The sequence below is a fragment of the Shewanella sp. VK101 genome (assembly GCF_056497865.1).
In genome coordinates this window covers 4,195,353-4,215,677 of record NZ_CM151402.1, presented here as the reverse complement: position 1 = coordinate 4,215,677, position 20,325 = coordinate 4,195,353, and the positions used below count along the sequence as shown (strand labels likewise).

The following is a 20,325-nucleotide window of genomic DNA, read 5'->3' as shown; positions in this document are numbered from 1 at the left end:
ATGCTGCTCTACATTCACGGTTTCAACAGTTCTCCCTTGTCTGACAAGGCTGTGCTTACCCGCACCTATATTGAACAACATTTTCCCGGTGTGCGACTGGAGCAGCCACAGCTACCCACTTCGCCCAAGGTGGCGATGGCGTTGCTGATCCAGTTGACCGAAGCGGCCAAAGCCAAGGGCGAGCCACTGGCGTTTATCGGTTCATCCCTCGGCGGGTATTTTGCTTCTTGGCTGGCGGAGCGCTATGGCGGCAAGGCGGTACTGATTAACCCGGCGGTGCGTCCCTTTGAGCTCTTTGGTGATTATTTGGGACCGCAATACAACCCTTATACCGACGAACATTACCAATTATTGCCACAACATCAGCAGCAGCTGATTGAATTTGATACGCCGGTCATTCTCAATCCGGATCGTTTTTTTGTATTATTACAGACTGCCGATGAGGTGCTGGATTATCGCCAGGCCCTGGGCAAATATCACTGCTGTGAGATGCTGCTGGAAAGCGGTGGAAACCATAGTTTTGTGGGTTACGGCGACAAGCTGGACGCAGTCTGCCGTTTTTTACACTTATCTTGACAATCAGATCCTCGCGGCCCACCATGGCCTGAACATAAAAGACAGTGTGCGCTATGACCAATCAATACACCTCCGATGCCATTGAAGTACTGAACGGACTGGATCCGGTAAAACGCCGTCCCGGCATGTATACCGATACCACCCGACCCAACCACTTGGGTCAGGAAGTCATAGATAACAGTGTCGATGAGGCTTTGGCAGGGTTTGCAACCCGAATCGATGTGGTGTTACACACAGACAACTCGCTGGAAGTCACAGACGATGGCCGTGGTATGCCGGTGGATATTCACCCGGAGGAGGGGATCCCCGGGGTCGAGCTGATCCTGACCAAACTGCATGCCGGTGGTAAGTTTTCCAACAAAAACTATCAGTTTTCCGGTGGTTTGCATGGGGTGGGGATCTCTGTGGTCAACGCCCTCTCCAAAAGGGTTGAGATCACGGTTCGCCGCGATGCCAAAGTGTATGAAATGGCCTTTGAGCATGGCGACAAGGCCGAGAGCCTCAGGGAAACCGGTACCTGCGGGCGCCGCAATACCGGCACCCGGGTACAGTTTTGGCCCGATCCCAGCTATTTTGACTCACCGAACTTTTCGGTCACCAAGCTGACTTATCTGTTGCGGGCCAAGGCGGTACTCTGTCCTGGGCTTAGAATTCGTTTCGCCAACAAACAAAACGGTGAGGTTCATGAGTGGTTTTATGAAGAGGGCCTGACCGATTATCTGAAAGACTCCCTCAAAGAAGCCCCAGCGCTGCCACAGGAGCCTTTTGTCGGCAGTATCAAGACCAATCTGGAAGCCGCCGACTGGGCCATTACCTGGCTGCCTGAGGGCGGCGACAGTATCAGCGAAAGCTATGTCAACCTGATCCCAACGCCGCTTGGTGGTACCCATGTGAACGGTTTCCGTCAGGGACTGCTCGAGTCGATGCGTGAGTTCTGTGAGTTTCGCAACCTGATCCCAAGGGGGATTAAGCTTAGCCCGGAAGATATCTGGGACAAGGCCAGTTTTATTCTGTCGGTGAAGATGCAAGATCCGCAATTTGCTGGCCAGACCAAGGAGAAACTCTCCAGCCGCCAGTGTTCTGCGTTTGTGTCGGGTGTGGTGCGTGATGCCTTCAGCCTCTGGCTTAACAGCAACACAGATCAAGCCGAACTGCTGGCCGAGATGTGCATCAACAACGCCCAGAAGCGCCTCAAGGCGGCGAAGAAAGTCGCCCGTAAGAAGGTCACTTCAGGCCCGGCGCTGCCCGGTAAACTGACCGACTGCACAGGTCAGGATCCGGCGCGTTCCGAGCTGTTTCTGGTGGAAGGGGACTCGGCCGGTGGCAGTGCCAAACAGGCCCGAGACCGAGAGTTCCAGGCGATCATGCCGCTGCGGGGTAAGATCCTCAACACCTGGGAAGTGGAAGCGAGCCAAGTGCTGGCCTCCCAGGAAGTGCACGATATCTCGGTGGCCATAGGCTGCGATCCGGACAGCGATGATATCTCCGAACTCAGATACGGCAAGATATGTATTCTCGCCGATGCCGATTCGGACGGTTTGCATATTGCGACCTTGCTGTGCGCGCTGTTTCTAAAGCACTATCGCACCCTGGTTGAAAAAGGGCATGTGTATATCGCCATGCCGCCACTGTTCCGTATCGATATCGGCAAAGAAGTGTTTTACGCTTTGGATGAGCCTGAAAAGCAAGGCATTCTTGACAGGATTGCCGCAGACAACAAGAAAGGAAAAGTGCAGGTCACCCGCTTTAAAGGTCTGGGTGAGATGAATCCACTGCAACTGAGGGAAACGACCATGGATCCCAACACCCGTAGATTGGTACAACTGACCATAGATGATGTCGACGAGACTGTGGCATTGATGGACATGTTGCTGGCCAAGAAGCGCTCAGGTGATCGTAAGTCGTGGCTGGAAACCAAGGGAGACCTTGCTCAGCTGTAATCGCCCTTGATGTGCCAATAACTATAAAACTTAAAGGCAAGGATATGATGAACCTGAATAACAGAGTCGGTATCGCGGCCGGCGGAGGCTTGCTCCTGCTGGGAGTTGCGTTGCTGAGTGCGGCGGCCAATGCATCTCAGTCGATGATCATTACTGTGACCAAAGGCTTTGGTGTTTCTCTCTATGCCACAGATGTTGGCGATGCCAAGCAGATGGCAGTAGGAGATGAAGGTACCCTGTTTGTCGGTTCTCACAAGAGTGGCACGATTCACGCTTTGGTCGACAGTAACAATGATGGCCGGGTCGATAAGCGTTATCTGATAGCCAAGGGCCTGGATTACCCGGAGGCCTTGGCTTTTCACAAGGGCGATCTCTATGTCGCTCTGGAAGACAGGGTTGTGGTATTCCGTGATATCGAACCCAGGCTCAGGCGCCCTCCGCGGGCACGGGAAGTCTATGATCAACTGCCGGGCAATGGTAAGAAAAGCGCCAGAGCCATGCGCTTTGGCCCGGATGACAGGCTCTATATCGCCATCAGCGCCCCCTGCAATGTGTGTGAGCCCAGTGCCCCTTTTGGCAGCATCATTGCCGTGGATGTGAACTCGGGCAGTAGTCAGCAGATAGCGCTCGGAATACGTAATGTCATAGGTTTTGACTGGTCGCCACTGGATAACCGCCTCTGGTTTGCCGATATGAGCCGCGACTGGATGGGGGATAATCTGCCACCGGATGAAATCAACCGGGTCGATGTTGCCGGGGCGCATTATGGTTTTCCATATGTGCATGGCAAAGCGGTGCAGGAGCCTGCCTATGAAGAGCCCAAGAGCCTGAATATTACCAAGCCAGTCTATGAACTGCCGGCGCATGTGTCTCCTATGGGGATGCTGTTTTATCGGGGAACCCAGTTTCCCGCCGAATATCACAACCAGATTTTATTGGCTGAGAACGGCTCCTGGAACCGTTCCAGTAAGGTGGGCTACCAGATAGTGGTGTTGGAAACCGATGGCCGCCAGGTGAGCAATCGCCGCACCCTGGTGAGTTTTCTCGATGGTGAGTTTCCGGTGGCCAGACCCCATTCACTGGCGATGGCCCCGGATGGCGCCGTCTATATTTCGGATGATCTGAAGGGAAACATCTACCGCCTGTACTACAAAGACACTGATGCAGAAGATGCTGAATCTGAGTCGGACTATGCGCCGACACCTGAACAGGAAAATGAATAATGAGTGATGCGATAGCCTTGAGCCTGGATGGCGTGGAGCAGATGCCGCTCAGGCGCTTCACCGAAGAGGCGTATCTCAACTATTCCATGTATGTGATCATGGACCGGGCCTTGCCCCATATCGGCGATGGCCTCAAGCCGGTGCAACGGCGAATCGTCTACGCCATGAGCGAGCTGGGATTATCGGCGGCGGCCAAATACAAGAAGTCGGCCCGTACCGTGGGTGACGTACTGGGTAAGTATCACCCGCACGGTGACAGCGCCTGTTACGAAGCCATGGTACTGATGGCGCAACCCTTTACCTATCGCTATCCCCTGGTGGATGGTCAGGGTAACTGGGGGGCTCCGGACGATCCCAAGTCGTTTGCGGCCATGCGTTATACCGAAGCCAGGCTATCCAAGTTTTCCGAGGTACTGCTCAGCGAACTAGGTCAAGGTACAGTGGACTGGGGCGTCAACTTCGACGGCACCCTGAAAGAGCCCTTGGTCCTGCCAGCCAGACTGCCGCATATTCTGCTCAACGGTATTACCGGTATCGCAGTGGGTATGGCCACGGATATTCCGCCCCATAACGCCCGCGAGTTGGCCAATGCCTGTATCGAGCTGCTGGATAATCCCAAGGCTGACCTGCCGCGGCTAATGGAATTCGTGCCTGGGCCCGATTATCCGACAGCTGCCGAGATCATTACCCCGAGCGCCGAAATCGCCAAGGTCTATGAATCGGGCCGCGGCTCAATCAAGGCCCGTGCGGTTTACACTGTGGAAAACGGTGAAGTGGTGATAACGGCTTTGCCGCACCAGGCCAGCTCCAGCAAGATCCTCGAGCAGTTGGCGGCGCAGATGCAGGCCAAGAAGCTGCCTATGGTGACAGACTTGCGCGATGAGTCGGACCATGAAAGTCCGGTTCGCTTGGTGATAGTGCCGAGATCCAACCGGGTCGATATCGAACAGTTGATGGCGCACCTGTTTGCCACTACAGATCTGGAGAAGAGCTACAGGGTCAATCTCAATGTGCTTGGTCTCGATGGTCGGCCTCAGGTCAAGGGGCTCAAGCAACTCTTGAGTGAGTGGCTGGAGTTTCGAATTCATACTGTACGCCGCCGTCTGGAATTTCGTCTGGATAAAGTCCTGGCCAGGTTGCATATTCTTGAAGCCTTGATGATTGCCTTCCTCAATATTGATGAAGTGATAGAAATCATCCGCTTCCACGACGAACCCAAGGCCGAGTTGATGCGCCGCTTTGGGCTGACAGACAAGCAAGCCGAAGCAATTCTGGACCTCAAGCTGCGCCATCTGGCCAAGCTGGAAGAGATGAAGATCCGTGGTGAGCAGGATGAGCTTGAAGCCGAGCGGGAAAAGTTGCAGCAACTGCTCAGTTCGGAACGCCGCCTGAAGACCTTGATCAAGAAAGAACTGCAGGCAGATGCGGAAACCTATGGTGATGACCGCCGCTCGCCACTGGTGGTGAGAAGCGAATCCAGAGCACTGTCTGAGCAGGAGTTGGTGCCGACCGAGCCCGTGACTGTGGTGTTGTCTGAAAAGGGCTGGGTACGCTGTGCCAAGGGCCATGATATAGACGCCGCCGGGTTGTCCTACAAGGCTGGTGACAGTTTCCTCTGCGCCGCAGCCGGCCGCAGCAACCAGCAATCTGTGTTTATTGACAGCGCCGGGCGCGCCTTCGCCACGGATACCCATACTCTGCCTTCTGCCCGTAGCCAAGGTGAACCTATTACCACCAGATTCAATCTGGCCCCAGGGGAGAGCATGGAGCATGTATTGCTCGGGGATGATGATAACTGCTTCCTACTGGCGAGTGATGCCGGTTACGGCTTTATCTGCGCCTTTAAGGACATGGTGTCGCGCAACAAGGCGGGTAAGGCTTTGCTGACACTGCCGGCCAATGCCAAGGCTTTAACGCCGCGTAAACTGGACAAGTCCAGACCCAGTTCGATTCTGGCCATTACCAATGAAGGGCGGATGCTGATGTTCTCCATGGAGGCGCTGCCGCAGTTGGCCAAGGGTAAGGGCAACAAGATCATCGGCATCCCATCGGAGCGGGCGAAAAATCGTGAAGAGTTGGTGACCCATCTATATCTGGTGCCGGAAGGTGCCAATGTCACCCTCTGGGCCGGCAAGCGTAAGCTGACATTGAAGAGCAGCGATCTGGAGCATTACCGTGGTGAGCGTGGCCGTCGTGGCGCCAAGCTGCCAAGAGGGCTGCAAAGGGTCGACAGTGTCGAAGTCAGTTTGGAGGAGCCGGCGCTGTAGCCCGGCCCAGAAACCACAAAAGCCGCATCATGATGCGGCTTTTGTTTTTTTACCCAATATATCAGGCGACTTCGTAATAATTGGGCTCGAGATCCAGCTGATTCTGGATGATTTGCGTCGCCATCCGTACACACTTACCGCATTGATCACCCACACCGAGGCGTTTTTTCACATCGCTGAGGCTAACATCTCCCTGGCTGACTGCCTGCTTTATCTGGGTATCCGTAATCGCATGACACAGACAAACGTACATTTATCGGGCTCCGGTTGCTGCTGGTAAGTGGAAGGCAATTTTCAGTTTGTAATTCTAAATGAAAACCGTTATCAATACTAATAACGCTTGGGTATATTTTAGGGCAGATCACCCTTTAGTTGGTTATTAGGTCTTTAGTCAGCCAATAGCACCGCGCCCGGAGGAATGGGCGCGCTAGAGTAAGGATTAGTAGCCTCTGTCGAAGTACACCAGGTTCTCCAGTGATTCGGCATTGAGGTAGTGGTGATAGTTGCGGGAGAAAATATCGACCACCTGAGACGGGAAGCTGGGCGCCGAAATATGGGGAGTGATTACCGCATTGGGGCAATCCCAGATGGGGTGCAGCGGTGACAGCGGCTCCTGGGCAAACACATCCAGCACGGCTTTGAGCCGGTTTCTGCGACCGAGTTCGACCACCAGGGCATCCAGATCTAGGGCGTCGCCGCGGCCTATGTTGAACAGTATCGCGCTGTCTTTGAGTTGTGCCAGTCTCTCTTTGCTCAGCAAGCCTCGGCTCTCCTGAGTGCTCGGCAGAGTGTTGACGACCACATCGGCCTGGGGCAAAAGCTCATCGAGCTGGGCCGGGCTGATGATGCAATCAAAGCCCGCGACGGCCCTTTGGCTGCGGTTCATACCCCAGACCTGCATCTTGAAGTGCTTGGCGCTGGCGGCCAGGTGCTCGCCGATGGAACCCGTGCCCAGGATCAGCATCTTCATCCCCTGTAGGGTGGCCAGGGAGCCAGGGTGCCAGTATTTCTCCTGCTGCTGGTGATGATACAGCGCATGTTGGCGAACTTCGGCGAGCAGATAACCGAACACATATTCACTCATCAAGGGGCCGAAGATCCCCTTCACATTGGTCAGCAGGTAGTCTTTCCTGGTTTTAGCGCCAAGCAGTTTATCGACACCGGCGAAGGTTGATTGCAACCAACTGAGATTCTTGCCGTGACTCAGCAGCGGTTGGGCCAGAGCCGGCTCGGCCAGCCAGATATCGGCACTGGCGATATTGGCCGGGTCATCGCCCAGGATAGTAAGGCCAGGAAGTGATTTTTCTGACAACAACTGTCGATATTCAGCATTTTCCCGGGTGAGTAACAGCAGCTTGTATGCCATAGTATCTGTCCTTGTTGTTTTCGTTATTTTTATGGATTTTATATTTTAATGGATTCAGTTACGCAACTGCTGACCCAGCTGGGCAGTCAGCTCTATCCCTGGCTCAATGAGATAGCCACCGCCATGGTTGCCTGCGTCATTTTGGTGTTCGGTGCCGACTTCAACCGTTTTCTGCGCCGTAAGCTCGGGGCTCGCAATTTTGTGCTGCGCACGCTGATCTTTATTCTGGTCAACGCCTTTGGTTACGGCATGCTGATAGTGGCGCTCAGTCCCTGGCTCGCCAGGCAGCTGGCGCACCTACCGGCGCTGTGGACTTTACTCTTGGTCAGCGCCACCTTTATCTTTGTCGGCAGCTGGGCCCAGCGCAATAACCAGAGTTGAACACGCTAATCAGAGAGCATTCAAACGACTAATCACTCAAACCAGTGGCGGTAGTCGGTTTGTGACTCCTGAGTCAATGCGGCGGCGGCTCTGTCTGGATAGTTGGCAAAAATACCATCTACCCCCAGCGCCGCCAGTGCCCTGATATCATCGGCATCATCTACGGTATAGACATACACTTTGGCGCCACGCTGATGAGCATCGGCAACCAGTTCACGGCTGATAAAGCTGATATCCAGATGCAGTGACCAGGCTTTGAGTTCACTGACCACGGCGGCTTGGTTGAGAGCTATCCCTTCGAGCAGTGGCGCCACGGGTACGTCGGGCAACTGCTGTTTTACCTGTTTGAGCCAGAGATGATTGAATGAAGACACCAGCAGCTGCTCTGGCTGGTAGCCGAGTTGCAGTAGCTGCGGGTATTGCTGGATAAAAGGCTCGACGCAACCCACTCCCTTGAGCTCTATGTTGACCGTCATGCGCCCCTCGATAAGCTCAAGTACCTGGCGCAGGGTAGGGATAGGTTCTCCCTCGACCCTCAGCTGCCGTAGATAGCGACTGCTTTGCTGCGCGAGCAGCCCTTTGCCGTTGCTCTTGGGGCTCAGGCGGCGGTCATGGAAGACCCAGAGCTCACCATCGGCATGATGTACATCCAGCTCAACTGCCTCACATCCAAGCTCTAGTGCCAGCGCCATCGCCTTAAGGGTGTTTTCCGGCGCATAACCACTGGCGCCACGGTGCGCGAAAATCAACATCTGCGATTAACCTCTGATAATACCGCTGGTGTCTTTGTTGTGCGTGTTGCTGATATGCACTTCCAACTGAGGGTAAGCCAACTCCAGCTGGTTTTCCTTGAGCTTCTTGCTGATCCGCTTGTGCAGATCGTGGCGCAGCGGCCAGCGGGAAGACATATCTTTGGCGTAAGCCCTGACTTCATAGTCCTGAGTGTGCTTGCCGAAACCGGCAAACCAGACTTCCGGTTCAGGGGTTTCCAGTGCGTTTTCACACTCTTTCACTGCCTGATAGAGCGCGGCCTCCACCCGGGCAGGATCTGAATCCCTGGCGACCGAAACATAGATGATCACCCGGGTAATGGGATCTGACAGCGACCAGTTAATTAACTGCTCTGTGATAAAGGCCTTGTTGGGGATGATAATCTCTTTCCTGTCCCAATCTATGATGGTGGTTGCGCGAATTTTGATCTTGGAAACCGTGCCTGTTAGCTCGCGAATAGTGACGGTATCGCCGATACGCACCGGCTTTTCAAACAGTATGATAAGGCCCGAGATAAAGTTGGCGAAGATCTCCTGCAGACCAAAACCCAGACCCAGAGTCAAGGCCGCAATCAACCATTGCAGCTTGGACCACTCCATTCCCAGGGTGGCAAAGCCGATGACGATACCGATAAAGACCACCAGGTAACGGGTCACAGTGGTGATGGCAAAGCCGGTTCCCGGGGTGAGATCCAGCTTTTGCAGCAAAGTCAGCTCCAACAGGCCGGGCAGGTTGGTGGCTATCATCATGGAAAAGCCAACCACAATGGCGCCGAATACCAGCGACTTCATGGTGATTGGCAGAGGCTGTTCGACTCCGCCTACCCCGGTAGTCGTTGTTGTCCAAAGAGTAATGCCGTCGAGGAAGCTGAACAGGGCGGTGTGGGTTTGGGTCCACAGGCCGACCAAACAGGCGAGAAACGCCAGCAGCAGCAGGGATCTCACCAAACCCAGTGATTGGCTGGACATGGTTTCCAAATCGACTACCGGCTCTTCATAGGTGTCCTGATGATCGTTGGTGCCCGATGAGGTATCGCCTTTTTCCCGCTGTGCCAGACGCTCGGCTCGGCGGGCCTTGGCGCGATCGAAGGCGATGCGGCGCCTTTCAATCAACATCCAACGTTTCAGCAACTGGTACAGCAACAGGAAGCCGAGTCCCAGCAGTAAAGAAAGCTGCAGCTGCAGCAGCATCTGGAAGGCGGTGAAATAGTAGCCCCTGAATGCCAACACGGCGCTCAGTGGCGGCACCAGCAACAGCAGCAGCCACAGCAGCTTTTGCAGCAGGCGCTTATTCTTGTCGTCCAGATGGCTTTCACGGTAGCGACGGGACAGAGTCAGTACGTCCCGATAGAGCATAAACAGCATGATACAGAACAGAATAAAGGCACCGCGGCCTATGCTGTTGCGCACCAGAGAGGAGTCGAGAATTTCGGTAAAGCCCATGACGCCCACCAGAGGCATGGCCATGATGACAAAGCGGCGAAAACGCTGTTGACCTTGACGGATCACCTCTTGCGGCCGTTTGAAATGGCCTATGAGCAGGCCCTTGTCCAGCGCCAGCAGATAGATGAAGCGATAGAGCTGGTACAGGCTGCCTATGGCCAGTACACCCATGCCTATGGCCTGAATGGGATTACTGTCTGACTGCAGCATAATCAAGCCGGCAGCCACTATAGGAAAAGGTTTGAATAGACTGTAACCGGCGCTGATCACTAATGTCTGGATGGTGTAGATGAACTTATCCTGGGTCACCTTGCCGACCGGCGCCTCACATTCGCGCATCATGGTCTTGAATCTGGGGGTGAGAATATCCTGGGCCACCAGACACAACACCACCAGGATGATCCACCAGGACCAGTATGGACTCAGTTCGGTCAGTCCCTGCTTTATCTCAGGCAGACTGGTTTGTTGCCAGAGCCAGAGACTGGAGCGCTGCAGATCCGTCAGCCACAGCTTGCTGATGCTGTAGGCATTGGGTACCCAGAACAGGTGTTCATTGAGGGTGGACTTGAGCCTCTGGTAGCTGTCGGTGAGCAGCTCATATTTGCTCTTGAGCTTGGCCAGTTCACTGAGATAAGTGTCATAGCCTTTCAATAGTTGATTAAGCAAAGCCTGTTGCGACTCAAGCAGCCGCAGCTGAGATTCATTGCTGTAGGATTGGGTCGTTAGCAGTTGCTCATTGGCGGCAAACTGCTGCTCAATCTGATAGCGATTGAGTCTGGCATCGGCTATCTGGGTCTGCAGGTGCTCTTGGTTGGGGGGCTTTGGCAGTGACTGCAGGATCTGCAAAAAGCGCTCACCGAAAACCGGGTTCATCTTGACCCAGCTTATCTGCTCCTTGATGTTGTCCAGTTGCTTGCTGTGGGACTGATCCAGCTTCTCCGCTTGTTCCTGCAGGGCTATGGTCTGCGCGGTCTGCTCAGTCAGTAGCTGCAATTGCTGGCCATATCTCTGGTTGGCCAGACTCAGCTCTGTGGTCAGGCGATCGCGGCCATCAGCCTCGGCATTGAGGGTTTCGGCCAGTGTGGCATTGACCTGCTGCTGCCTGGCATCGGTAATGGCGCGGTTAAGCTGTTCGATAAGCAGCTCTTGTTGCTGCAACTGCTTGCGTACCAGTTGCAGTTGTAACTGATGCAGTTCGCGCTTTTGTTGGCTGACTGCCAACTCGCTTTCCAGCGTGGTGAGTTGTTGTTCCAGCAATAACAGCTGCGCCTGTTGCAGCTCTTTGGCGGCATTGTCAGTGGCCACTGCCTGGGCCTTTTGCTGTTGCAGCAGTGCCTGTCTGATTTTGACTATTTCGGCAGGTAACTCGCTGTGGCGCTTGAGCATGGCGCTGTTGGCCTGGCTTAGGCTGGTTTCACTCTCTTTCAGTTCAGAAAGACGCAGGTAGGCCATGGAGGCCTGCTGATCCAGATCCTGATGGAGTTCGGGCTTAAGTGGCGCGGCGGCTTCCTGCAGCTGATCATAAAGATGCTGGCGCCGGCTTTCGAAATTGAGTTGCAGTTCCTGATAACTGCGGTTGGTGTCGGCAAGTTGCTGAATGCTCTTTTCCAGCTGCGCCAGTTGTTGCTCCTGCGACAGGGTTTCAGTGTTTTGTTGGTTGAGACCCAGACGTTTATCCAACCCCAGTGGCGAGTTGGCCTGGGCGGAGGCGATAAATAGACAAAACAGCAGAAGGCAGGCTCGAACCATAGTTAAATTCAAAGAGCTAAATTCAAAGAGTTAATCGACAGCTCATATTAGCTAAGTTAAGCGGGTTTTGATATGTCAGCCAAGGTTCTTTTTCGGGGCTTGTGATTTGTGGCTCTGTGATGTTTCAAACAAGGCGGTAGCTACCACTAAAGTGCCACCGATAGCGGTTGTTAGCGTCAGCGATTCATCCAGCAGCAACCAGGCGAGCATGGCGCCATAGAAGGGTTGTAAACAGGCAACCAAACCGACAGTCTTGGCGCTCAGGTATCTGAGTGCCGAAGTAAACAAGGCATGGGGCGCCGCGGTAAAGACGATTCCCAAAAGCAGCAGCAATCCCCAGGTTTGGTTGCTGATGTCAGCGGTATCAAGACTGTGCCATGGAGCCAACACCAGCACTGCCACCGCGGTTTGATAAAACATCGCCTGCTGGCCGCTGTAGGCGGTGAAGTAGCGTTTGTGCAACAGGTTACGGGCGGTGAACAAGATGGCGGAAACAACGCCGACCAGGATCCCAAGGGTAACGTCGTTGCCCAATGATGGCTCGGGGATCAGCAGAATCACCCCCAGCAGCACCGCCAAACCGCTGACAAGGTCTCTGAGGTGCAAGCGACTGCCGGTAAACCAGGGTTCGATCAGCACTGTCATCACGGGATAGGTGAAAAAGGCTATCATGCCGATGGCGACAGAGGAGAGTTGCATCGCCGCAAAGTAGGTCACCCAATGGAGGCTGACAATCACCCCAAGTAACAGAGCAATAAGGTAATCTTTGCCGCGCAGCAAGCGCAGGCGTTGACGGCTGAGTTTAACCAGCAGCGCCAGAACTATGGCGGCGATAACGCAGCGCAGCAGAGTGATATCGAGGGCGCTCAAGGGAATAAGTCGGGAGAACAGGGCGGTTCCCCCGAACAGTAGTACAGCCAGATGCAGTTCTGTCAGGCCTGTACGAGCTTGCCCCTTGGCAGACAAGTTCAGTCCTCTATTTTGGCAAAAGGTGCACCCATACGGGTCACGGCGCCTGGCTCAACACCATCGGCAAATTCATCCAAGGCGTCCTTGGCAAACAGCATGACCACGGTACTGCCCAATTTGAAGCGGCCCATCTCGGCACCTTTCTCCAATGTGATCGCATCCGGCCCTGTGGTGGGGTATTCCCAGGTAAAGACGCGTTTGCCTGTCGGCGGTGTGACAGTGCCGGCCCAAACGGTTTCTATACTGGCCACTATGGTGGCGCCGACCAATACCATGGCCAGGGGGCCAATCTCGGTTTCGAATATGGCTACCACTCGCTCGTTACGGGCAAACAGCCCGGGTACATTGCGGGCGGTTAACGGATTGACCGAGAAGAGTTCGCCGGGCACATAAGTCATTTTCGACAGCGTGCCTTTGATGGGCATATGGATTCTGTGATAGTCCTTGGGCGCCAAATAAATGGTGGCAAAGTCACCGTCTTCGAAGCGTTCGGCGTCTTTGGCCTGATTGCCCAGCAGGGTCAGAGCCGAATAGTGGTGACCTTTGGCTTGAAAAATGCGGCCGTCTTCAATGGGACCACACTGACTCACGGCGCCATCGACCGGGTGCACTATATATTCTGCGTCCTGATGCAGAGGGCGAACGCCGTCTTTCAGGGCGCGGGTGAAAAAAGCGTTGAAGCTTTTGTAGGCTTCAGGCTCACTCTGAGCCGCTTCTGACATATCTATCTTGTACTGTTTGATAAACCAGCGAATAGCCCAGGTGGTCAGCTTGCCGGCTTCGGCCGCGGCCAGTTTCCCGACCAGACGGGACAACAGGTGTTTTGGCAGCATGTACTGCAGTGCAATCTTCACTTTATCCAATTTTTGCTTCCTTCAAATGGGCTTTGCCAGCCTAAATGTCGTCCATGCCGGCGCGGAAGTGGCGGGCGTGACGCTGTTCATCCAGACTGGTGATAATTCTGTGATAATTGTTGAATCTGTCTTCGGCAATTTTGCCTTCCTCTACCGCTTTACGCAATGCGCAGCCAGGATCGTCCAGATGTTTGCAATCGCGGAATTTACAGCCGCCGAGAAAATCCCTGAACTCCACGAAGCACCAGCCGACACGGTCGGCAGGTAAGTGCCAGAGGGCAAATTCGCGAACCCCTGGAGAGTCAATCAGATCGCCGCCGCTAGGCAGGTGAACCAGTTTGGCCGTGGTAGTAGTGTGCTGACCCAGGCCTGAGTTTTCCGAGACTTCCCCGGTTTGCAACTGCGCCTGTGGCAGCAGGGCATTGATAATAGACGATTTACCTACCCCGGATTGCCCGGCAAATACACTGGTTTTGCCTTGCAACAGGGTTTTCAGTTGCTCTATCCCTTCAGCGGTTTTACTGCTGACTTTATAGACCGGGTAGCCGATAGCGCGGTAACTGGCCAGGGCGGTTTCCACTTCAACAGCCTGAGTCTCGTCCAGCAAGTCGACCTTGTTGAGAATGATCACCGGCGGAATTTCTGTGTCTTCAGCCGCCACCAGATAGCGGTCAATAATCTGGGTAGTAAAGCTCGGCAGCACAGATGACACTATAAAAATTTGATCTATATTGGCGGCAATGACTTTAACGCCATCATAGAGATCGGGCCGGGTCAGTGACGAGCTACGCGGGTGGACGGCTTCAACTACACCGGCGACAGTAGTTTGCGGATCGGTCGCCAGACGTACCACTACTTTATCGCCGGTAACCAGGCTGCCTATGGTGCGGCGAAGATTACAACGAACCAGTTGGCCATCATGGGTTTCAATATCGGCATGCTGACCGAAACGGGAAATAACCGTGGCCTCCAGCTCGGGGCCGAGTGAGCTATCCTGTATTTCAGGAGCGGCCTCTGTAGCGTTTTTTCCACGTTGCAGACGCTTCTGATGATTGGCTTTCATACGGCGCAGTTGGCCATGACTCAATGGTTTCTTTTTACTCACAGGCTGTTCTTCGCGGTATAAGGTGATTTTGTGTCTTGGCAAAAAGCAGTATGATACACGGTCTTAAACAAAAAAGCCTGAATTTAGGCGAACAGGAGCGATAGGCTGAGCTATGGTTGCGGATGCAAATAACCTGATTTGGATAGATCTCGAGATGTCCGGGCTGGAGCCTGAAACCGATAGAGTACTGGAAATAGCCACCTTGGTTACAGACAAGGAGCTGAACATTATCGGTGAAGGGCCTGTGATAGCGATTCACCAGAGCGATGAAGTGTTGGCTGCCATGGATGATTGGAATCAACAACATCATGGCGCTTCCGGGCTAATTGAGCGGGTGAAAGCTTCGAAACACACAGAGGCTGACGCCATAGCCGAGACCATAGCTTTTTTGAGCCAGTACGTGCCTAAAGGGGTGTCCCCCATGTGTGGCAACAGTGTTGGTCAGGACAGACGCTTTCTGAACAAGTATATGCGTGAGCTGGAAGATTACTTCCATTACCGCAATATCGATGTCAGTACGGTCAAGGAACTGACCAAGCGTTGGCAGCCGGAAATCATGAAGGATTTCAAAAAGCAAAATACTCATCAGGCTTTGATGGATATTCAGGAGTCGATCGCCGAACTGAAATTCTATCGTGAACGGGTATTTAAAATTTGAGCGATCGGTAGATAAATCTGTTTCAGGGGGTTGCAGCAGATGGAAATTTCCATATAATGCGGCCTCACCTTTCCGCTGGTGGTAACCAGTGTGAACGGTTAAAGTAAGTGGAAATGCGACATTAGCTCAGTTGGTAGAGCGGTACCTTGCCAAGGTACAGGTCATCGGTTCGAACCCGATATGTCGCTCCAAATTCCAGACACCCACTGTCTTTAAATGTGGACTTAAGTGATGCGACATTAGCTCAGTTGATAAAACAGAGGTCAGTACCTTTGTTGATTATCAGCTCGGATGATGCAGCAAACAAGCGATGCGACATTAGCTCAGTTGGTAGAGCGGTACCTTGCCAAGGTACAGGTCATCGGTTCGAACCCGATATGTCGCTCCAAATTCCAGACGCTCACGGTCTTTAAATGTGGACTTAAATGATGCGACATTAGCTCAGTTGGTAGAGCGGTACCTTGCCAAGGTACAGGTCATCGGTTCGAACCCGATATGTCGCTCCAAATTCCAGACTCCCACTGTCTTTAAAGGTGGATGCATTATTGCAATGCGACATTAGCTCAGTTGGTAGAGCGGTACCTTGCCAAGGTACAGGTCATCGGTTCGAACCCGATATGTCGCTCCAATCTTTATTTCCCCTTCAAAATTCTTAAAAAGTGCTTTTCGTGATCTGCCGCAGGTTTCTTGCGTTTTGTCTAATGTAGCGACATTTGTAAGCACTGATTTATGACCTTGTTCAAATATTCCCACCTTTTTTACTTCCATAATGTCTCCATACCGAATTGAATTGTGCCGTTGACGGCAGAAGAATGGAGATAGGCAGATGCGTATTCAACAGTTACGTGAACTCCTTGAATTTGTAGCGAAATGTCGTCTTGATATGGCTCAGCTCTATCACAGATTACACACTCAGGCCGACTCATCCAGGGTCAAACTAATGCTGGAATATTTTGAACAGCATCAGAAACATATTGCTGAAACTCTCGAAGACTATATCGATGATGCGCCAAACAAGATCCTCGATACCTGGTACAAAGACATTGTTTTTGAGGACTTTGGCAAGCGCTGCCGCGATACCATGCTGGCGGCCAATATGACAGAGGATGATGTGCTGAATCTGCATCTGGATCTGGAAAACCGCTTGATTGCCTTACTGGAAAAAACTGCCGGTTCGTCGGCTTCGGCCGAGGTAAAAGGGGCTTTGGAGGATTTGGTGCGGGTCGAGAAGATCCAGCAGCAACGACTGGTGCACAGTACCATACGTATGGACGATATTTAACGTCTCCCAGACTTGGCGGATCTGCTTGGGTCTGCCGTTAGTTCTGCCCGGCCCAGACCGGGCTTTTTCATTTTTATCAACTTGTTCTGATTCAAGTCATAAATACTCACTGACTTTACTGCTAGTGTGTTGTCAATCATCACAGTCTTTATGCTGATTTTTTATCGGTAGTGTCAGCGCCCGAAAGATGCCAATGGCGACCAAAAAGGCGCAGAGAGCCAGGAGCCAGAACCAGGGAAATGCCCCGTTAAAGGGTAGTCCCAGCAGTAATACGCAGAGTATTAAAATAAGCAGTGTCAGCAGCATCATCCCTGTGCTTCCTTCCGGCATCCTTTGCCACAGCATAAGTTTAGTGAACGAGTGGATTTTTTCGAGTTAACAAGTCATCAGTATCTGTCAGTCAGGAGATAGGAGAATCGATATGGCCCAGGATTTGTCAGATATGCCCCGTCAGCTGTATAGCACCAAGGCCGTGCGCCAGGCCGAATTGGACTGGGTGGCAGCCGGACAGGGCAGCCTCTATGAGTTGGTCGAGCGGGCAGGGAAAGCCGCCTTTGAGTTATTGGCGGCCAAGCTGACTCAAAGCAGCCGGGTACTGGTCATTGCCGGGCAGGGAAACAACGGCGCCGATGCTTTGGTTTGTTTGCGCTGGTTATTGAACTCGGGTTTCAATGCCAGCCTGTTTATCTTTCCCGCCAGTCAGCCCAGCACTGAGTGGCAGCAAGCCTGGGATAAGTTGCTGCAATCCGCGCCGAAGGTGGCTCAGGTATCAGAGATAACCGCAGCCGAATACGATTGGATAGTGGACGGTCTGTTGGGTACCGGCCTCAAGGGCGATGTCCGGCCGGAAGCCGCCGTTATGATAGCCCGGATAAACGCCGCGCGGACCAAGGTGCTGAGTCTGGATTTGCCTTCCGGCATAGATGCCGATACCGGCGCAGCTCTAGGGGCGGCAGTCGAAGCCGAGCAGACACTCTGCTTTGCGGCCCTTAAGCAAGGGCTACTGACCGGCAGGGCCAGGCACTGCTGCGGCGAACTGCATTTTGTTGACTTGGGGCTGAGTGACTTCCTGCCACCATCGGATGTGGTCAGAGTCGGCGCTGAGTACCTCAAGGGGCTTTTCGATGCCCGCCCCAGGGACAGCCACAAGGGCAAATCGGGTAAGGTCACCGTCATAGGCGGCGATTATGGCATGGGGGGGGCAGTCAGACTGGCGGGCGAAGCCTGTCTCAGGGCCGGCGCCGGTTTGGTTACTGTGGTGAGCCGGCCGGAGCATCAGCTCACGGTCAATGCCAACAGGCCGGAACTTATGTTCTGGGGCTGTGAATTGGTGGATATGGAGGTTTATTTGCGCCTTGGCTGGGCACAGGTACTGGTGTTGGGGCCAGGGCTTGGCCGCGCCGACTGGGGATACAATCTGTTCAAGGCGGTCAGTTTGAGCGATAAGCCCTGCGTGCTGGATGCCGATGCGCTCAATCTCTTGAGCCAGGAAAAACGCTCCCAGGACAATCGGGTTCTGACCCCTCATCCGGGGGAAGCCGCCAGGTTGCTGGCAACGGATATTGCTAATGTCGAAGCCGACAGGTTTGCAGCGGTTAGAAAGCTGCAGGCTCAATATGGTGGTGTGGTACTGCTCAAGGGCGCGGGTACTCTCATTTATGATGGTAAACAGCTGTTTGTTGCCCCAGTGGGGAATCCCGGGCTCGCCAGCGGTGGGTGCGGCGATGTGTTATCTGGTATAATCGGCGCGCTGATGGCTCAGGGGCTGGACAACACCTGCGCGACTGTGGCAGGCGTGATAGTTCACGGCGGCGCTGCCGACCTTGCTGCCCGTGACGGGGAGAGAGGCATGCTCGCCAGCGATCTTATGCCCTGGATCCGCCATCTGGTAAACACTGACTTGTAAGCTTAATGGGCCAATGTAAGGCGTGGATCCTCACTTAAATGACTATCGAACATAGCTTGACTCTGCAATTGGCAGATGAGACTCAAACTGTCGCCTTCGGGCGGCAATTGGCGGCCTTGATCAGTGCGCCGCTGACCATTTATCTGACCGGAGAACTTGGTGCCGGCAAAACGACTTTCAGCCGTGGCTTAATTCAAGCCTTGGGTCATCAAGGTGCGGTTAAGAGTCCGACCTATACACTCGTGGAACCTTATGAGCTTGAAGGAATCGAAGTATATCATTTCGACCTTTATCGACTCAGCGACCCTGAAGAACTGGAGTTTATGGGGATCCGGGATTACTTCAACGAGCGCAGCCTTTGCATTATTGAATGGCCGGAACAGGGAATGGGGTGCTTGCCTGCTGCCGATATACATCTGCATATCAAGTATGCTAATACTGGTCGCGAAGTCTCTCTGCAAGCCGGTTCCGACAAGGGTAAGGTGCTATTAAGAAAAATAACAAACAATGGTAAAGACTAATAACATCTTATTTAAACTGACTTTTTTTGTTATCTGTTGGGTAATGGCGGCGCCAACTTGGGCAGCCAATAAACTCGACGGTGTGCGTATTTGGGCGGCGCCCGAGTCTACCCGGGTGGTATTTGACTTAAGCCAGGCGCCTGATTACAGCTATTTCACACTGAGCAACCCTGACAGACTTGTGGTTGATCTGAAAAAGAGCACCAATGGCGTCAAGCTGGAAAAAGTTGAAAACAACAGCCCCTTGGTCAAAAGGGTGCGTTTGAGCCAGCCGCCGGAGAAAGGCACCTTGCGGGTGGTCATAGATCTCAAGCGGGCCGCTAAGGCCAATCTGTTCTCCCTGCCGCCAACTGCCCCATACGGCAACCGTTTGGTGGTGGATCTCGATGACAAGAGCACTTCGGCCAAAGCCAGGGTAACCCCGACAGCCACTGAGGCGGTGCGGGATGTGATTATTGCCATTGATGCCGGTCATGGCGGTGATGACCCTGGCTCTATCGGGCCTTCCGGTTTGTACGAGAAAAAGGTATCACTGGCGATTGCCAAGCGAGTCGAGCAGAAAATCAACGCGACTCCCGGGCTTAAAGCCGTGATGATTCGCACCGGTGACTACTTTGTTAACCTGAACCGTCGCTCGGAACTGGCGCGACAGAGTAAGGCCGATCTGCTGATCTCAATCCACGCCGATGCCTTTACTTCACCTCAGCCCAGGGGCGCCTCTGTGTGGGTGCTCTCCATGCGCAGAGCCAATACCGAGATCGGCCGCTGGCTGGAGCAGAAAGAGAAACATTCAGAGCTGCTCGGCGGTGCCGGTGAGATTATTCAAAATACCGATAATGAACAGTATCTGGCGATGACCTTGCTGGATATGTCGATGGATAGATCCATGGCGATGAGTCACACAGTGGCCAGCGACATACTTTCTGGTTTGGGTAAGGTGACCAAACTGCACAAGCACAAGCCCGAGTCGGCGAGCCTGGCGGTACTCAAGTCGCCGGATATCCCGTCCATTCTGGTGGAGACTGGTTTTATCTCCAACCCTCAGGAAGAGAAGTTGCTCAGTAATGCCAACCATCAGGACAAGCTGGCCAAGGCGATTCATAAAGGCGTGCTCAAGTATTTTGAAGCCAATCCGCCGGCCGGTACCATGCTGGCCAAACAGGGCGTGATTAAACACAAGGTTGTCAGAGGTGAATCTCTGTCGGTAATCGCCAATCGTTATGAGGTGTCGGTGGCCGATATCAAGAAAGCCAATAACCTGAAATCGGATGTAGTGCGTATAGGTCAGCAACTGGTTATCCCCAGAGCCTGAGGA

At 53.6% G+C, this 20,325-nt stretch carries 18 protein-coding genes and 4 tRNA genes; 14 read left to right on the top strand and 8 right to left on the bottom strand.

The features are described 5' to 3' along the window. From ACSHSR_RS18740 to parC, 4 genes are read left to right on the top strand one after another with little or no spacing between them, the layout of a single operon-like run. A complete protein-coding gene (locus tag ACSHSR_RS18740) occupies positions 1-576 on the top strand; it encodes a YqiA/YcfP family alpha/beta fold hydrolase (RefSeq protein ID WP_479631036.1) in 576 nt (191 codons plus the stop codon). Positions 577-629: 53 nt separating this feature from the next. Next, entirely contained in the window at positions 630-2,516 is a 1,887-nt protein-coding gene (gene parE / locus ACSHSR_RS18735) for a DNA topoisomerase IV subunit B (protein ID WP_025009362.1), read from the top strand. A 47-nt stretch (positions 2,517-2,563) separates the two neighbouring features. Then, entirely contained in the window at positions 2,564-3,739 is a 1,176-nt protein-coding gene (locus ACSHSR_RS18730) for a PQQ-dependent sugar dehydrogenase (RefSeq protein WP_096142098.1), read from the top strand. Then, entirely contained in the window at positions 3,739-6,006 is a 2,268-nt protein-coding gene (gene parC, locus ACSHSR_RS18725) for a DNA topoisomerase IV subunit A (protein WP_044733649.1), read from the top strand. Before ACSHSR_RS18730 ends, parC begins: the two co-directional genes overlap by 1 nt. Before the next feature lie 61 nt (positions 6,007-6,067). Here the strand turns inward: parC and ACSHSR_RS18720 are convergent, their stop codons facing one another. Beyond that, positions 6,068-6,259: a bacterioferritin-associated ferredoxin gene (locus tag ACSHSR_RS18720; RefSeq protein WP_071239104.1), complete on the bottom strand. Its 192-nt coding sequence runs from the start codon at positions 6,257-6,259 to the stop codon at positions 6,068-6,070. 186 nt (positions 6,260-6,445) lie between these two features. Next, positions 6,446-7,372 carry a D-2-hydroxyacid dehydrogenase gene (locus ACSHSR_RS18715; RefSeq protein WP_025009365.1) on the bottom strand — a complete coding sequence of 309 codons (927 nt, stop codon included), beginning with the start codon at positions 7,370-7,372 and terminating at the stop codon, positions 6,446-6,448. A 48-nt stretch (positions 7,373-7,420) separates the two neighbouring features. On the opposite strand from ACSHSR_RS18715, the gene ACSHSR_RS18710 reads away from it, so the two are divergent. Beyond that, complete coding sequence (locus ACSHSR_RS18710) at positions 7,421-7,753, top strand: DUF3392 domain-containing protein (protein WP_025009366.1); 333 nt, start codon at positions 7,421-7,423, stop codon at positions 7,751-7,753. A 32-nt stretch (positions 7,754-7,785) separates the two neighbouring features. Here ACSHSR_RS18710 and ACSHSR_RS18705 read toward each other — a convergent pair whose 3' ends face one another. From ACSHSR_RS18705 to rsgA, 5 genes are all read right to left on the bottom strand, one after another. After that, complete coding sequence (locus ACSHSR_RS18705) at positions 7,786-8,505, bottom strand: glycerophosphodiester phosphodiesterase (RefSeq protein WP_101059268.1); 720 nt, start codon at positions 8,503-8,505, stop codon at positions 7,786-7,788. Between the two features lie 6 nt (positions 8,506-8,511). Continuing rightward, positions 8,512-11,715 (bottom strand): mechanosensitive ion channel domain-containing protein, encoded by a 3,204-nt coding sequence (locus ACSHSR_RS18700; protein ID WP_479631035.1) that lies wholly within the window; start codon positions 11,713-11,715, stop codon positions 8,512-8,514. Between the two features lie 75 nt (positions 11,716-11,790). Then, the gene (locus ACSHSR_RS18695) at positions 11,791-12,681 is read right to left on the bottom strand and encodes a DMT family transporter (RefSeq protein ID WP_479631034.1); all 891 of its coding nucleotides are present in this window, start codon (positions 12,679-12,681) and stop codon (positions 11,791-11,793) included. A 2-nt stretch (positions 12,682-12,683) separates the two neighbouring features. Beyond that, the gene (gene asd / locus ACSHSR_RS18690; protein ID WP_025886885.1) at positions 12,684-13,547 is read right to left on the bottom strand and encodes an archaetidylserine decarboxylase; all 864 of its coding nucleotides are present in this window, start codon (positions 13,545-13,547) and stop codon (positions 12,684-12,686) included. A gap of 31 nt (positions 13,548-13,578) precedes the next feature. After that, positions 13,579-14,643, bottom strand: a complete 1,065-nt coding sequence (rsgA, locus tag ACSHSR_RS18685; RefSeq protein WP_145839642.1) for a small ribosomal subunit biogenesis GTPase RsgA — start codon at positions 14,641-14,643, stop codon at positions 13,579-13,581. Between the two features lie 112 nt (positions 14,644-14,755). On the opposite strand from rsgA, the gene orn reads away from it, so the two are divergent. The 6 genes from orn (at position 14,756) to ACSHSR_RS18655 (ending at position 16,583) form a co-directional block, all read left to right on the top strand. Continuing rightward, positions 14,756-15,301, top strand: coding sequence for an oligoribonuclease (gene orn, locus ACSHSR_RS18680; protein WP_025009371.1), 546 nt, complete (start codon positions 14,756-14,758; stop codon positions 15,299-15,301). A 115-nt stretch (positions 15,302-15,416) separates the two neighbouring features. Beyond that, positions 15,417-15,492 (top strand) — tRNA-Gly (locus ACSHSR_RS18675). 121 nt (positions 15,493-15,613) lie between these two features. Next, positions 15,614-15,689, top strand: a tRNA-Gly gene (locus ACSHSR_RS18670). Positions 15,690-15,731: 42 nt separating this feature from the next. Next, positions 15,732-15,807: transfer RNA gene (locus ACSHSR_RS18665), tRNA-Gly, on the top strand. A gap of 46 nt (positions 15,808-15,853) precedes the next feature. Further along, positions 15,854-15,929 (top strand) — tRNA-Gly (locus ACSHSR_RS18660). Between the two features lie 198 nt (positions 15,930-16,127). Then, entirely contained in the window at positions 16,128-16,583 is a 456-nt protein-coding gene (locus tag ACSHSR_RS18655) for a ferritin family protein (RefSeq protein WP_028779692.1), read from the top strand. 132 nt (positions 16,584-16,715) lie between these two features. Here the strand turns inward: ACSHSR_RS18655 and ACSHSR_RS18650 are convergent, their stop codons facing one another. Continuing rightward, positions 16,716-16,892: a hypothetical protein gene (locus tag ACSHSR_RS18650; RefSeq protein ID WP_335901668.1), complete on the bottom strand. Its 177-nt coding sequence runs from the start codon at positions 16,890-16,892 to the stop codon at positions 16,716-16,718. Between the two features lie 112 nt (positions 16,893-17,004). Here ACSHSR_RS18650 and ACSHSR_RS18645 point away from each other — a divergent pair, with 112 nt between their 5' ends. From ACSHSR_RS18645 to ACSHSR_RS18635, 3 genes are read left to right on the top strand one after another with little or no spacing between them, the layout of a single operon-like run. Next, positions 17,005-18,489, top strand: a complete 1,485-nt coding sequence (locus ACSHSR_RS18645) for an NAD(P)H-hydrate dehydratase (RefSeq protein WP_335901667.1) — start codon at positions 17,005-17,007, stop codon at positions 18,487-18,489. Between the two features lie 38 nt (positions 18,490-18,527). Continuing rightward, positions 18,528-19,010, top strand: a complete 483-nt coding sequence (gene tsaE / locus ACSHSR_RS18640) for a tRNA (adenosine(37)-N6)-threonylcarbamoyltransferase complex ATPase subunit type 1 TsaE (RefSeq protein ID WP_028779694.1) — start codon at positions 18,528-18,530, stop codon at positions 19,008-19,010. Continuing rightward, the gene (locus ACSHSR_RS18635; protein WP_028779695.1) at positions 18,997-20,322 is read left to right on the top strand and encodes an N-acetylmuramoyl-L-alanine amidase; all 1,326 of its coding nucleotides are present in this window, start codon (positions 18,997-18,999) and stop codon (positions 20,320-20,322) included. The genes tsaE and ACSHSR_RS18635 overlap by 14 nt, the downstream gene beginning before the upstream one ends. Positions 20,323-20,325: the final 3 nt, after the last annotated feature.